This window comes from Paenibacillus sp. FSL M7-0134, from assembly GCF_038007865.1.
Lineage (GTDB): Bacteria > Bacillota > Bacilli > Paenibacillales > Paenibacillaceae > Paenibacillus > Paenibacillus polymyxa_B.
Genome location: NZ_JBBOXV010000001.1, coordinates 2,274,375 through 2,289,793, shown reverse-complemented (window position 1 = coordinate 2,289,793; position 15,419 = coordinate 2,274,375). Strand labels below are relative to the sequence as shown.

Annotated in this window: 8 protein-coding genes; 1 reads left to right on the top strand and 7 read right to left on the bottom strand. The window is 47.9% G+C overall.

Annotated elements, in window-relative coordinates; all coding sequences use genetic code 11:
* Nucleotides 1-15 precede the first annotated feature (15 nt).
* The 7 genes from NSQ58_RS10210 to NSQ58_RS10180 form a co-directional block, all read right to left on the bottom strand.
* Nucleotides 16-3,129, bottom strand: coding sequence for an alpha-mannosidase (locus NSQ58_RS10210; RefSeq protein WP_341057304.1), 3,114 nt, complete (start codon nt 3,127-3,129; stop codon nt 16-18).
* Entirely contained in the window at nt 3,129-5,432 is a 2,304-nt protein-coding gene (locus NSQ58_RS10205; RefSeq protein ID WP_341057772.1) for a glycoside hydrolase family 3 N-terminal domain-containing protein, read from the bottom strand. Before NSQ58_RS10205 ends, NSQ58_RS10210 begins: the two co-directional genes overlap by 1 nt.
* Before the next feature lie 22 nt (nt 5,433-5,454).
* The gene (locus NSQ58_RS10200; protein ID WP_076264741.1) at nt 5,455-6,375 is read right to left on the bottom strand and encodes a carbohydrate ABC transporter permease; all 921 of its coding nucleotides are present in this window, start codon (nt 6,373-6,375) and stop codon (nt 5,455-5,457) included.
* A 23-nt stretch (nt 6,376-6,398) separates the two neighbouring features.
* Nucleotides 6,399-7,328, bottom strand: a complete 930-nt coding sequence (locus tag NSQ58_RS10195) for an ABC transporter permease (protein ID WP_076157362.1) — start codon at nt 7,326-7,328, stop codon at nt 6,399-6,401.
* 111 nt (nt 7,329-7,439) lie between these two features.
* Nucleotides 7,440-8,918, bottom strand: coding sequence for an ABC transporter substrate-binding protein (locus NSQ58_RS10190; RefSeq protein ID WP_341057301.1), 1,479 nt, complete (start codon nt 8,916-8,918; stop codon nt 7,440-7,442).
* Between the two features lie 187 nt (nt 8,919-9,105).
* Nucleotides 9,106-10,629 carry a response regulator transcription factor gene (locus tag NSQ58_RS10185; RefSeq protein WP_316244027.1) on the bottom strand — a complete coding sequence of 508 codons (1,524 nt, stop codon included), beginning with the start codon at nt 10,627-10,629 and terminating at the stop codon, nt 9,106-9,108.
* Complete coding sequence (locus NSQ58_RS10180) at nt 10,622-12,466, bottom strand: sensor histidine kinase (protein ID WP_341057300.1); 1,845 nt, start codon at nt 12,464-12,466, stop codon at nt 10,622-10,624. The genes NSQ58_RS10185 and NSQ58_RS10180 overlap by 8 nt, the downstream gene beginning before the upstream one ends.
* Nucleotides 12,467-12,656: 190 nt before the next feature.
* On the opposite strand from NSQ58_RS10180, the gene NSQ58_RS10175 reads away from it, so the two are divergent.
* The gene (locus tag NSQ58_RS10175) at nt 12,657-15,404 is read left to right on the top strand and encodes an endo-beta-N-acetylglucosaminidase (protein WP_341057298.1); all 2,748 of its coding nucleotides are present in this window, start codon (nt 12,657-12,659) and stop codon (nt 15,402-15,404) included.
* Nucleotides 15,405-15,419: the final 15 nt, after the last annotated feature.

Here is a 15,419-nt window from a genome sequence, read left to right as displayed (position 1 = left end):
CTCCTTTATCAATATCTATTGCAAGCGTATCGTTTTAATTTCATAAGGTGTAAAAGACAATGTGAGACAGCTACCTTCCAGCTCAAGCGGCTGAAGGGGTTCCTCCAGCGCATTCGACACGTAGGCTGCGTTGAACGTGTAAGGCCAGATCAACTTGATCGTTTCCCGTCCCCCAGAAGATTCGTACAAACGAAGAATCGTCCCCAGTCCATCTTCGGCCGGCTTGATCGTATCCAGCATAACGTGACGGCTATCAAAGTTAATGAACGATCCGCTGCTCGGCAGCACTCCGGTGCTGCGCTTTTGCTGTTGCACAACAGGCATATCTTGGTTCAGCTCAGCCGCATGACGCAAGGTATGGGCGCTGCGCCAGTCTCCCACATGCGGATATAGCGAATACGTAAAATCGTGCTCGCCCAGATCGGCATCTTTATCCGGCCATTTGGGTGCACGCAGCAGAGACAGACGGATGGTGCTGTCTTGAATGTCGTAACCATATTTGCAATCATTGAGCAGACTCACGCCATACCCGTGCTCGGAAATATCCGCAAATCGGTGTCCACACACTTCATACTGCGCCTGCTCCCAGCTCGTATTCCGATGAGTCGGCCGCTCCAAAGCACCATAAGGAATTTCATATGTCGCCTTGTCCGTAACCACATCTATAGGAAAGCCTACCTTTAGCAACTTGTGCGCTTCATTCCAGCTCACATGCGTCTTGAAATCAATTCGCCGCTCATGATGATAAAAGATCACATCCTGTGTCATTTCAGATTGATGGATTCGCCATCGGAAGCGCAGCACATCCTTCGTTTTCCCCTGGAGCACTACTTGTTTTTCCAGCAACTCGGCTTCTCCTGCTACCTGTTCCTCATAGCGGTCATCCAAGTCCCATGCATCCCACAAGGTCGGACGGTCATGGAAAAAATGAAAACGGTTTGCCCGTTCCCCTTGCTTCAAGATTTCACGGTTTGCCGCTTTATCCAGCAGACGAATCATTTCGCCCCGCTCATTAAATTGCACCTTATAAAATCCCGTCTCCCAGATATCCCCCAGCGATCCAGATATCACAGCTAGCTCGGGCTTCTCACCTGTTTGAGCCTGTTCTCGCTCCAACCAAATCGTTTTGTAGCCCAGTGCAGGAACATCCGGAATACGCACCGAAATGCCGCCTTCCTCCACATCGATGTCCAGCCGCTCGGCTTCATCATTAGCGTAGTGGTAGGCATACAATCCCTTTGCCGATTCCGTAGCGATATGGATCATGGCACTACAGCTCCAGCCCAGGCTGTTAAACACAAGATACGGCATTCCTGTTCTCGAGCCTTCCGTGTTCACTTGAGCCGCCAGCGTCGTAATCCCCTGTTGAAGCCCGACATGTCCCCATTCGAAAATTTGCTGATACTCCTTATCCGAAGTCCCGTAAACCTCGGTAATCGCAGAGCCGGGGATAATATCGTGGAACTGATTCAACAAAATCAGCTTCCAGCCCTCATGCAATGCCGAACAGATGTCCTGCACCTGCTTCGGCTCCAGCTTTGGTAATGCTAGCGTGCTCCATAGCTCTGCCTCGCGGTAGACTCCCTCCGCTTTCCGGTTATTATGTTTGTTGCGAGCATGGGTCGTGTAGGTTCCCCGGTGCAACTCAAGGTACAAGTCACCATGCCATTGGGGAAGCTTCGGATGCGCCTGATCTATGCCTGCGAAAAACTGCCCCGCCGTGCTGAACCGACTCGCAGGCAGTCCCACCATTAGCGGAGAACGCTCTATATATTCCAGCATTTCACGCGTAACTCCACCGCCGCCGTCTCCATGTCCATAGAGCAACATGTGCTCAGGATGAGCCGATTTTTCACGATAGGACTGCCAATGGTCATGAATGTCCTGTGGCCGTGTATTTTCATTCACGCCATGATTGAGGTAGGACAACATCGAAGTACCATCGATGCCCACCCAGTGGAACAAATCGTAAGGAAACACATTCGTATCATTCCAGCCGAGCTTGGTCGTCATAAAATAGTCTATCTTCCCATGCTTTAAAATCTGCGGCAGGGACGCACAGTAGCCGAACGTATCCGGTAGCCATTCGATATGAGAGGTTTTGCCGAATTCCTGTTGGTAAAAACGCTGACCATACAGCATTTGGCGGATGAGTGATTCGCCACTGGGCAGGTTCAAATCAGGCTCTACCCACATCCCCCCAACCAGCTCCCACCGTCCTTCGGCGACTCTCGCTTTGACCCGTTCATACAGCTCTGGATCATTTTCTTTTACAAAAGAGAACAGCAGCGGCTGGCTCTGTGCATATTGATATGCCGGGTATTCATCCATCAGCGCATCCACCGTTGAGAAGGTTCGGCTTGTTTTCCGTACGGTCTCGCGCATCGGCCACAGCCAGGCAATGTCAATGTGCGACTGTCCTACCATGTGCTCCAAACCTTGCGCATTCCCACCGATCTCCTGAACTTGCTGAATGAGCTCCTTTTCTGTCGCTGAGATCGCTCCCCCTTCTCGAATGGCGTCTTCCTCCAAATTCGCAAAGCAATCCATCACCCCATACAGAGCTTTCAGCAGGCGTATTCTGCGGATATCGCCCTCAGGCAGCAGTAGAGCGGCTTCGCTAATAACGGTAACGGTATACATCAGACTCTGCACGGGCTTGTTTAGCCGTACAAGATAGCTTGTAATAGAAGAAATCGGAGGTTGAATGACAGCCTGCCGATTAAGTGGATCAACGGGTTCGGGTACAGGATCAAACAGTTCTATATCCAATACCGGTGAAGGCCCGATGACCTGCGGATTAAGCGTGACATAGGTATGATTGCGATCAAGCCCGTGATAGGAAGCACCATTGACCCGCAGCAATCCTTCTCCCCCGGACTCAAACACCAATCCAAAAGGTTCTCTCAACCACGCTGTCGGTACATCCAACTGCGTTTGAAAAAAATAAGTCGTCCCCTGACTGCTGGGGAATCGCTTGAGGTCCAGTCCTTCCGATAAAGGTGCGGCGTCTTCGTATTGACCTGGTGTTTGGTAAGTGGAGCGTGTAATGTTCCAGCTTCGCAAATCCAGCTTCTCCAGCCATTGGCATTCCGACAATTCCCGAATCAGGCGTTTGATACGCTCCATTATTCATCCTCCCGTACGATCAACTCGGCACACAGGGTATCTTTGGAGTGCCTGCCTACTTGAATAGAAAATCGCCCTGCCTCAACGACCGGCTGTAGATCACGCCCTATATATTGCAGCTTGTCGGAGCCTACAACAAACTCAACCGTCCGTGTTTCTCCCGGCTTTAATACAACTTTGCAAAAGCCCTTGAGCTCCCTGATTGGGCGGGTCACCAAACTCACCGTGTCCGAGATATAAAGCTGTACTACCTCAGCCCCTTCACGCTCACCCGTGTTGGTTACATCGACTGTAACCGTAACGGATTCGTCCGCTCGGATCGAGTTGGTGCTTAATGTAAGCCTTTCATAGCTAAATGTCGTGTAGCTGAGACCGTAGCCAAACGGATAGCACGGCTCGGAATCGTCCTCCAGATACCGCTTGCCCCGGGAACGCTTGCCATTGTAATATACCGGCAACTGGCCGACATGCTTAGGGATGGAGAGGGTCAAACGTCCCGAAGGATTTACATCCCCAAATAAAATATCCGCGATTGCATGTCCCCCCTCTTGACCGGGATACCATGCTTCCACAATGGCGTGCGCATGCTGCTCCACCCACGGCTCAGCAATCGGTCGCCCGTTCATATAAACGACGACAAGTTCCTTTCCCAGCCTGTAGACTTCCTGCATGAGTTGGAGCTGTACCCCCGCAAGCCCCAACGTCATCCGGTCGATGCCTTCGCCGCATTCCATGTCGTTCCAATCGTGATCCGATACCTTCGATGCGCCGGTTTTAAGATCAATCGCCCCTTCCCCGAAATCGCGGGCGCTGGACCCTCCAACCACCATCACCACTGTATCGACCTCAGCCGCACATGCCAGTGCATTTTCAAAGCCTCCCCGGGATTCTCCCTTGATCCGGCAGCCAGGTGCGTACAGAACGCTATCCTGATCCTTGCCCAGCTTGCCACGGATACCATCAAGTACAGTTATCACGCGGGATCTCGGCTGCGGTGATGTATAATCTCCCAACTGATTGTAGACCTGATCCGCATTCGGGCCGATGACCGCAATACGCTTGGAGGTTTTCGGCAGGGGGAGCGTTCCATCGACGTTTTTGAGCAGCACAATCCCTTCTGTCGCAAGCTGACGAGCCAACCGAATATGCTCCGCCTGACCAATCACCTGCTCTGCTCGTTCCGCATCCACATACGGTTTGTCAAACAGACCCAGCCTGAATTTTAGCGTGAGCACCCTGCGAACCGCCCGATCCAGCACACTCGTCTCCAGCTTGCCAACGCGAACCGCCTCGGCCAGATGACTTCCGAACATTTCGCCGGACATTTCCATATCAATCCCTGTGCGAATCGCCTGCACAGCGGCATCCGATCCATCCTCGGCCACATCGTGCCCGCTCGCCAACATTTCAATCGCGCCACAGTCCGTAATGATCACACCGTCAAATCCCCACGCCTGACGAAGAATATCGTCCAATAGCTCAGCATTCACTGTACACGGGACCCCGTCGATTTCGTTATAGGCTGGCATAACAGATTGCGCCCCTGCTTCCACTGCTTTTTGAAATGGATACAGATCCACCTCTAAAAGCTCGCGCCAGCCCATATGCACAGGTCCGGCGTTACGTCCGCCTTCCGAGCTGCCATAGCCTGCAAAATGCTTTAATGTAGCAGCTACGCTATGTTCGCTGAGTAAGCTTTCCCCCTGAAGCCCCTCCACTGCGGCAACAGCAAATTCACCGATGAGATAAGGATCTTCGCCGAAGCATTCCTCTGTGCGTCCCCAGCGCGGATCACGCACAACATCAAGCACGGGCGAGTACGTGACCGCCCCACCCTGAGCGCGGGTTTCACTCGCAACTGCACGGCACATCTCGCGGTACAGATCGACATTCCATGTGCTGCCGATGGACAGCGGAACCGGAAACACAGTGCCGTCAATCGCCATATGCCCATGAGAGCATTCCTCACCGATCAGTATCGGGATGCCCAGCCGGGAATGCTCTACCGCATAGCGTTGGATCAAGTTCACAGCCTCCGCCCCTTGCTTGGCAGATAAGCCATTCTCCAAGGTCACCCCGGTCCACGGATCAGCGCGAAGTACCCCGTATAAGGAACCGACTCCCCCATTTTGCACCTGCTGCTTGAAATCATGATGTAGGGACAATCCCCCATCTGTGTGCTCATACACTTGCCAGCCAAAGGGCTGCACAAGCTGTCCCACCTTTTCCTCTATTGTCATCAAACCGATTAAGTGCTCCACCCGTTCTTCGATCGGTTTGCTTTTATCTTTATAAATCAACATGGTCATGCCCTCTCCTCCCCTGTTATTCCTTCACAGCCCCAACCGTAAGCCCCTGCACAAAATAACGCTGGAAAAATGGATAAGCGAATATAATAGGTAGCGTCGCCAGTACTACCATCGCCATTCGTGAAGTATCCTGCGGAATGGATTGAAGCGCAGCCAGGCTCATAGAGCTATTCTGCGAATTTTGCTGGATGAACTGAATGCTGGATTCAATCCGCATCAGCATGGACTGAAGTGGCACCAGATTGGGATTGTCAATATACAACAGGGCATTAAACCAGTCGTTCCAGTAACCAAGCGTGCTGAATAAACCAATGGTCGCAAGTCCAGGCAGAGAGAGCGGAAGCACCATTTTTAAAAAGGTGTAAAACTCGCCTGCCCCATCTATTTTGGCTGATTCGACGATGGCATCTGGCACGCTGGTGCTATAGAATGTGCGCAGGATCATAATATAAAAGGCATTCATAGCCAGCGGTAAAATTAAAGCCCAAATCGTATCCTTAAGCCCGAGCAATTGGGAAACGACCATATAGGTCGGGATCATTCCGCCATTAAAGAGCATGGTTAAAATTGCAAAAACTGAAAAAAATCTTCTATAACGGAAGCACTTTCGTGAAATAGCATACGCATATAATGAAATAAGAATGAGACTGATCACCGTACCGATGATCGTTACAGCAATCGTCACCCCATAGGAGCGCAGTAGCGTATCACTGGTACGAAATATGAAACGATAAGCCTCCAGACTCCATTGGGACGGGAGTAACCGATATCCGTCCCGCGCCAGCGTTTTCTCATCGGTTAGGGAAATAATGACGACGAATAAAAAGGGAAATACACACAAGAACGCGAACACCCCTGCTACCACATTCAGAACAACATTCCAGCCCCGTGAAATATGATGGAAATCTCGTTTTTTTCTTTCTTTTCCAGAAGCCACAGTCCACACCCCTCTCCTCTTTTTTAGAACAAAGCGCTGTCTTTATCTATTTTTCGCACAACATGATTGGATAGGATGACGAGAACGAAGCCAACCACCGACTGATACAAACCTGCGGCTGTGCTCATCCCAATTTCCCCTGTCGTTTTCAACCCGCGATATACATAGGTGTCGATGACGTTCGTTACCGAATACAAGGTGCCCGAATCTCTTGGAACCTGATAGAACAAACCAAAATCCGCATAAAAAATCCGACCAACCGCAAGCAGCGTCATTATGATAATGATCGGCGAGAGCAAAGGGAGCGTCACATTACGAATTTGCTGCCATTTGCTGGCTCCATCTATCATGGCTGCTTCATACAAGGATTTGTCGATCCCCAAAATCGAAGCCAGATAAACGACACTGTTATATCCGATCGCCTTCCATAGACTGACTAGAATCAAGATATACGGCCAATAAGCAGCCTCCGAATACCACTGAACCGGCTCGATGCCAAACCCTGCGAGAATTTGATTCAGCATTCCCCGATCCATGCTCAGAAAGCTGAAGGCAAAGTAGCCCACAATGACCCATGATAGGAAATACGGGAGAAACATGCCTGTCTGGTACAGCTTCGCCAATCGTTTATTAATCAGTTCGGAGAGCAGAATAGCCATAGCTACCGAAAACACAAGTCCGAGAATAATAAAGACCAGGTTATACAAAAGGGTATTTCGCGTGATGACATAGGCATCGTTGTTATTGAACAGAAACTTGAAGTTATCCCAACCCACCCACTTGCTCGTATAAATACTGGCCCAGAATCCTTCCCTGTTAAAACGATATTGCTTGAAAGCAGCCACTGTTCCGACCAGCGGCAGATATGAAAAGAAGAAGAACCAGATAGCGCCGGGCAGCACCATGAACAGCATAACTTTGTTTCTCATCACATTTTTGAAAAATGCGGCCATAGGTATCCCCTCCCAATCTGTTATGAGAAAAGCAGCTAAATTAGCTATTGGAAAAAGACCGGGCGTAACTTACACCCGCCCGATCTCTCCTATATTTCACGACCTAAAATATTATTTGCTGTTTTTTTCCTTCCAGGCATCAAGCTGGGATTGCGCTTCCACCATCACCTTATCCAGACCAGCCTGCTTGAATTTCTCAATCACTTTCGGGAGATTCGTTTCCGGGTCCAGCGTACCTGTCATCAGCGAAGCCCAAAATTGCTCTTTGACGTTCTGAACGGCTGCCATCTCCGCAGATACTTTACTGCTGTCAAAGTTGAAGCTTAGGATTGGAGAGTTTTTTCCTTCCGAATTGAACTTCTTGAATTGCTCCCATTTATCAGCCGGATCATTCGGATTCAGATACAACAGCATATTGTTGCCGAGTGAATACGAAGGCATATCATAGTTTTTGGAATTAGCCAGATTTTCGATATACTGGCCATCTGTTTTTTTGTAATGCACTCCTTCAATACCGGAGTCAACCATATTGCGTAATACCGGATCTGTATTCAGCAGGTTCAGGAACTGCATCGCCTTTTCAGGGTTTGCCGAGTTTGCCGAGATCGCCATAATGGAGCCCTGTACAGACGTATTGGTCACAATTGGATCGCTGGCAGGTGTCGATATCACTGGATAGCCGTAGCTTGCAGACCACAGGTTATCGGCCAGCGGTTGAGTTTGCGCACGATCCAGAAACCAGTTTCCGGACGTAGTTAAATCATTGGTCGAGCCTGTGGTTGCAGCTTCCGGTGATACGTATCCGGCCTTGTAATACTTATGCATCGTCTTCAGCGCCTGCTTCATTTCAGGCGTTTCCAAGATGTTTACGATCTTATAATCCGTGGTATCCAGTTTGACAGCCATCGGCAGGTTTTGAATGATATAGTCATATGGAACATAAGGAACATAGTTTTTGTCCATGCCGAATGCAGTTACGCCAGGCTCGTTTTCTTTAATCGTTTTGAGCAGAGGCTCCAGGCTATCCAATGAGCGGACATTTGAAAGGTCCAGCTTGTATTGCGTCAGCAATTTGTTATTGAACCGCCATACCTCTTGCTGCGGAAGCTCCTTATTGGCAGGAATGCCATAATGATGTCCATCCACCTTAGAGCCTTCCAGAAACGCAGGGTCAATCGTCTTTTTAAGATCCTGGCCGTACTTGTCAAGCAAGTCGTCCAGTTCCATGAAAGCGCCCTTTCTGGCATTTTGCACATAATCAAAGCCACCGGAAGCCGTGAATACAATATCCATGGGCTCTCCCGAAGCCACGTTCACCTGCATTTTTTGCGGGTAGTCGCCCCAATCGACCATTTTCATTCTAATCGCGGCGTTTATTTTCTTTTGGGTATACTTGCTAACCTCTTCCATCACCCGATCTACATCTTTTTGAGGCGTACCAATGGTGTACCAGATCAGTTCTACCGGTTTTTCCGCTCCTCCATTCGTCGTTTCCCCGCCACCGCTGCTTCCTCCACAAGCACTGAGAATGAGCGTCAGCACCATACACATCACGAGAACAAGCGAGTAGCTTCTTTTGCTTTTACCCATGTATGATCCTCCCTTATGAATTGGAATTTGACCCTATCTTGTTCATTGGAAGTCGCTTATGGGATTTTTGCAAAATCCTCATTTATGAAGCAACTACGTTAACCTTAACTAATGTAAGCACTTTCATAAAGAAGATAAACTTAATAAACCAAGGTACAAATTAAAGAAATCCATGTACACCTGGTATTTATCCCAATCCTTTATAGTCTGTCGGGGAAATGCCCACATATTTTCTGAACTGCTTATAAAAATATCCCGTCTCCCAATACCCCACGTTCCGCGCAATTTCGTGTACCTTGAGATTGGTGTTTTTAAGCTGTTCCTTGGCTTTTTTAATCCGGTACTGATTGATATATTCAGCAAAGGTTTCGCCCGTTTCCTTATGAAACAACTGACCGAGATAAACGGGATGAAGGTGGTACTGGTAACCTAATATTTTTAATGATAGCTCCTTGGCATAATGAACATGGATATAGGACAGCACCTGACTTACGATAGGGTTTTTCATATCTTGTAGCAGTGAATTCACCGTCTCTGTCGCCACATGCTGAAGCGCACTCACCAGCTCTGCCAATGTCGTACAGCATTTTATCTGGTGAAGCCCCTGCTGAAACCGTTCCGACTCATTGGAATGCTTGATGTTCTCCAGCTCCATCTTGAACCGGATCACCAACTCCAGCGCCATATTCCGCAGTTCATCCGGGGTAACACTTTCGAGATGCTGAAGCTGCTCAAAATCACTCTGAATTCGTGCGGTAAGCGCATCTAGGTCTCTTGCTATAATCAGCTTCACATAATCCTTCCAGTCGATGGAACAAGTCTCGCCAGCGTTGCCCTCGCTCTCCTCCAGCATTGTATAGTCAATGATCCGGCGGTCATTATATATCATAAAATATTCCAAAGATTTTTTAGCTTCATTATAGCTGCGTGGAGCTGCAGCAAGCGAACCGGCGCTGCCTATCCCGATATACACCGTTTCTTCCCCGTCCGTCGACCACTGAACAGAAAAATCCTCCAAGAGCGTTAACAAGTCCTGTCTGCCCTCATCATAATTCGGTAGTGCGGCAATGATTACACTAACCGCATCAACATCGCGAAACAATGTTAAATCGGGCTGGTGTTGAATGTACTGCCTTAACTGTTGATGCATTCCTGCCGAATCCCCTTCCGTCCGTAACACAGCTACCTCCATGAAGGGGATATTTAACGAAAAACCTATCAATTCAGCACGTTCCTGGAATTCTGTAGGCGCAATCTGTCCTGTCAGCCAACGGTACAACGTATTTTCCTTGAGAACCTGCACCCCAAACGTCTCATATTGTTGATCCAACCGGGACCTGTCCAACTTCTCCGTTGTATTGCATAAAGTGGATTCCAGTTCCTCCACATTAATCGGCTTTAAAAGGTAATTTTCGATGCCCAGCTTCATGCCTTCCTTCAAGTAATCAAATTCATTAAATCCACTCAACACAATCGCCTTCAAGTCAGCATGCAGCTTTCTCGCCTCATGAATCAGCCTGAGACCATCCATCGTCGGCATAGAAATGTCCGTAATCAGTACGTCCACGGGTCTGGAGGCCAGCGCTTCCAGCGCCAAAGATCCATTTTCCGCATGTCCGACAATTTCTAGCCCAAAAGAGGTCCAATCCACAATATCGTATAATCCCTCAATGATAAAAGGCTCATCGTCTACAATAAATACTTTATACATATATGGCATCCATCCCTTCCCTGTTAGGGCATCGTACCCGAATCGTCGTTCCCTCGCCGCTGCGGCTCTCCAGTTCAATCCCGGAATCGGCTCCGTGTAAAAACCGAAGTCGGGTGTGCACACTGCGTAGTCCAAACATTTGTCCGTCTTCCTCCTGGCGTTCCAGTTCCTCCAGAACCTGTTTCAAACGCTCCCCTTCAATGCCCTTCCCATTGTCACGGATCTCAACCAGCAGAACCTCCCCCGTTTCACGCACTTCAATGGTCAGCACATTATCATTCCGATCGCTTTGTATACCGTGAACAATATAATTCTCAATAATGGGTTGAAGCATCAGCTTCATGACAGAACGAGTATACAACTCGGGGTCGACCGTAATCGTGTAATTGAACCTTTCCTTGTAGCGTATTCTGAACAACTCAAGATATAATCTGCAAGCCTCCAATTCATCTTTAAGCGTGTATATTTTTTTCTGCTGAACCAGGCTTTTGAACAATACCGATAAGCTATAGATCATTTCTCCTACATCCTTGGCTCCCTGGGAAATCGCCCTCATACGTATCACTTCAAGCGTGTTATACAAAAAATGTGGATGAATACGTGCCTGCAAGGCAACAAGCTCCGTTTGCTTTTGCTTGATCTCTGCTTTATACACCCGTTCAATATATAGATTAAGATCGTCCAGCATATCGTTGAAGCTTCGAGAGATTTGTCCCAGCTCATCCTCTTGGGGGTCTTGGATACGAGCTGTAAGATCGCCATTTTTCACCTGACGAGTGAATTTAATAATCCGATTCGTTCGTTTAGCAAAGTTAATGACGAAAAAGGCAGGGAACAGCACAGCAAACAGAATACAAACGACACTGATTGTCAAAATCGTATTACGGATACCCCGGTACGATTGAGCCATTTCCTCATTGGGGACTGCCCCAATCACGACATATCCTTCGTCCGGAGAAATCAGCTTGTTGATGTACATATTTTGCTTCGCCTGAATGATCCCAGCATCGGAATCCACATCGTCATATAATGATCGGGTCACTTCGACGTAAGGATACGTTTTCCCGTAATAGTTACTCCTAGAATCGAACAGAACCGTTCCATGGGTGGACAGAACGATAATTTCGCCCTTTAGGTTGTTCCCGTAGCTGGAAAGTGCATTGGAGATACTTTTGGAATTTAGAAACACCAGAAGCTGACCGGTATTTTTGAGTGTTTGCTTATTGTTAATGGGGACTTGTAACGAATATAACGAGGGGCTCCACTGATCGATCGCCTTCCGAATCCAGTAATTCGGAGCAGAGACGCTTTTGCTTTCGGCAGCCATCACATCCGGTACAAAGGAACGCGCCGCATGCACCGGGAATTGCTTGAATTGCTTGCTCTCATTGAAGGTGGACAAATATTGCTGGTCGGCACTGTACAATATCAAATTGCTAATATCGCTATTTTCATCCAGCCAATTTTTAAAATAAGTGAGCACATCTGTTGAATAATCATGACTCTCCATGTACGTTTCGTCCATGCGGTGCTGTACATATTCGGAATACGCGTGGTCCATAAAAAAAGAAACGTTCATCGAGAGCGCCTCATTCCGGTACATATCCCGCACCATGTTCTGAACGGATTCATGCCGGAGATGGATATAGCGGTCAACACTCTCCATCGCTGCTTTCTGGGTATCCAGTTCCCGTCGAACCATGGATTGCGAAATGGATATATACGTGACATATGCAATCGTAATAATTGACAAAATGGCAATACAGGAGAACAACAATAGTATCCTCAGGAACATGTTGTTTTTAAAATAAGCTGGGTATCTATTGCCCCTTTTCATCGTATAAGCCCTCCAGGATCGTTCATGCGTAAATAAAGTATACCATGTCCTTCGCTGGATATAAGTAAGCGCATTCATGAAAATGAGGATTTTCTTTAATTTAAACGCCATATCTTTAATTTAGCCTCTATGTAAAAACCGTTTTATTGATTATCTTTAGGGGGATAAATACTCGTTAGGGGGATGAGCTATGAAACGTAACAAGGTTCACAAGTTCGCTTTAAAATGGACTGCGCTGGTTTTGACTTCTGTCCTGTTAAGTCAAACCCTCTCTCCATCCGTTTATGCAGGCGATACCCTCCCATATGAAGGAGAAAGCGCCAAAGGGCCGAATCAGCCTTATCAGCACGGATACGCCAGCTCACATATTTTGGACTGGACTCCTACCAAAGATGTCTATGGAGATATGCTTCGCGCTCGCGTCCCTCTGCAACAACGTAACAGCTCCTTCGCCGCTACACAGGCCCAACCTGCTTTAAGCCCTGACACGCAAATGTTTACACTTAGCGGCGATTATGGAAACGCTTTTTTTGATAGCTATTCCTATACCAATAAATTCAGTCAATACTTGTTTAACTATTGGCAGTATACCGACTATTACGGCTACTGGCACGGTATGCCTACCGCCCATGTACCCGAAGAGCTATACGATCCCCAAAAGGATTGGACGGAAAAATGGTTCGAGTTCGGCATTCTGAACATTCCAAATCCGGGTTATACAAATGCGGCGCACAAAAACGGCGTTCTCTCCATCGCCTGTATTTTTTTCTCGGATAATGACCGTGGACCGCAAACGTATAAGCAAATGCTCGTGCGGGATGCTCAGGGTGGATTTCCGGTAGCTAAAAAATTGATCGAAATGGCGAAATATTATGGCTATGACGGCTACTTCATCAACCAGGAGGAAGCTTCTAAAGGCGTAGCTACAGAGGATATCCCCCGTTACAAGCAGTTTATGAAATACTTGCGAGATCAGGGCATGTATGTGCAATGGTACGACTCCACCATAAACGAAACCGGTAAAATTGCTTATCAAAATGAGTTTAATGCCGTGAACAGCCCGTTTGTCAAAGACAAGCAATACGGACAGGTGTCCGATTCTATTTTTCTCAATTATTGGTGGGACAAAGCGAAGCTGAAAAGCTCCGGCGACCATGCCAAGCAATTGGGTCTGGACCCTCTTAAAACCGTTTTTGCTGGGATTGAGGGCGGGAACGGTGACTTTGGCAGATGGAAGCAAAAATACGATCTACGTCTGAATATCGGTGAGAACGGGCAGCCAATGAACAGTATCGCGACGTTGGGAGCAGATTTCACACATAATGCGCTGGATGAAGAGTTTGGCGGACAGGACACCAATCGCAGAGCTGACAATGCCTATCAATGGATGACCTTTATCCGCGACCGTGTCTGGTGGTCAGGTCCGAATCAGAATCCCGTCCGTGCACAAAGAAACCCAAGTGTAGATTTGTCCGATGTAAAAGCTTCGGGCGCAAACTGGGACGGTATCGCGGCATATATCGCCGAACGTTCTGTCATCCGTGGCTCCCATTTTAATACCAGCTTCAATACCGGACATGGCTTGCAGTATGTCGTGAATGGAGTCATCTCCAATCCCAAGGAATGGTCCAACATCAATATTCAGGATATCCCGGTAACTTGGCAATGGTGGCTCGATACCAAAGGTAAACCGCTCTCGGTTGACTATGACTATGGTCCGAATTATACCAAAGGCACTCGGTTTACCTATCAGCCTGTGGGCGCTTATCAGGGTGGCAGCTCCCTCGTCGTTAACGGAGAGCTGAATTCAGATAACTTTTTACGCCTGTATAAAACGGATCTGTCGGTAAATAAGAATTCAAACTTGTCCATCACGTACAATAAGCCTTCCTCCGATGACAGCTCGGTGCTGAGTATCGGACTTATTTTCAAAGATAACCCCGGCCAAGTCGTAAAAGTCAGCATCCCTAACTCTGGTAAACAAACCACGGGCTGGGTAAGCCACAATCTGGATTTGAGTGCCTATAAAGGAGAAACAATTGTAGCTTTCGGTTTATCTTTTGATAACGCGAATAAAACAATCAAAAACTATCAGATGAATATCGGCCAAATCAAGATAACAGACCATTCTGTCCTGAAACCAGCCGCGCCGACGGGATTCAAAATCACCAAGGCACTGACCGATACGAACGAAATGCTCGTAGCCTGGGACCTTGAGGATTACTCCAAAGTTAAACAATACAATCTGTATGAGAACGGCTCCTATATCGGCGGAATTTATGACTCATCCTATTATATTAAATCCCTAAACCATAAATCCGGTGAATTAATGCTTACTGCAGTTGGGGCTGATGGAACGGAAAGCGAACCGGCTCGATTAAGCTACGATCTGAATGCTGCCGTCAGTCATATTAAGGTGGAGACTCAAGAAAACGGTGAGGCTACAGTAACGTGGAAAAATCCCTCTGAAGCGGACGGAACGGTTAAATTGACCTTGATCACCGACTATACGGACACCGTATTCCATAAAACCATTACGGCGGACAATAGCGCTGAAACGGCTACGTTTACCGATCTGCCCACAAACGGTGATAGCTACACACTACGTATCGCTATCGGCAATCATGAACCTGTAGCATACACTGGGTATCTCGCAGACACGACGATAGAGCCTTATGTAGAAGAGAATGTGACGGTCACTGGGTCAACGTATACGCTTGCTCTACCAACCTTGAAGGACTGGCATCGTTTATATGTATACGAAAACGATGTGCCCAAGCAATTTGGCGTAACTTATGTATCGAAAAAGTTTCCTTACATTGTCCGGGGAAGAACAAAATTAAGTGAACTGACTTTTACCCCTACTTCTCGTACCAGCTCGCTAAAGATCGTGCTTGAAGATTATGCCGGCAATCAGGCCACAACATATGTAAGATAGCTTTGTGCAAGAATC

Bases quoted from the DNA above. Each gene is read 5' to 3' on its own strand.
- NSQ58_RS10190 (WP_341057301.1), bottom strand. From the start codon at position 8,918: ATGGGTAAAAGCAAAAGAAGCTACTCGCTTGTTCTCGTGATGTGTATG.
- NSQ58_RS10210 (WP_341057304.1), bottom strand. From the start codon at position 3,129: ATGGAGCGTATCAAACGCCTGATTCGGGAATTGTCGGAATGCCAATGG.
- NSQ58_RS10185 (WP_316244027.1), bottom strand. From the start codon at position 10,629: ATGTATAAAGTATTTATTGTAGACGATGAGCCTTTTATCATTGAGGGA.
- NSQ58_RS10175 (WP_341057298.1), top strand. From the start codon at position 12,657: ATGAAACGTAACAAGGTTCACAAGTTCGCTTTAAAATGGACTGCGCTG.
- NSQ58_RS10205 (WP_341057772.1), bottom strand. From the start codon at position 5,432: ATGTTGATTTATAAAGATAAAAGCAAACCGATCGAAGAACGGGTGGAG.
- NSQ58_RS10195 (WP_076157362.1), bottom strand. From the start codon at position 7,328: ATGGCCGCATTTTTCAAAAATGTGATGAGAAACAAAGTTATGCTGTTC.
- NSQ58_RS10180 (WP_341057300.1), bottom strand. From the start codon at position 12,466: ATGAAAAGGGGCAATAGATACCCAGCTTATTTTAAAAACAACATGTTC.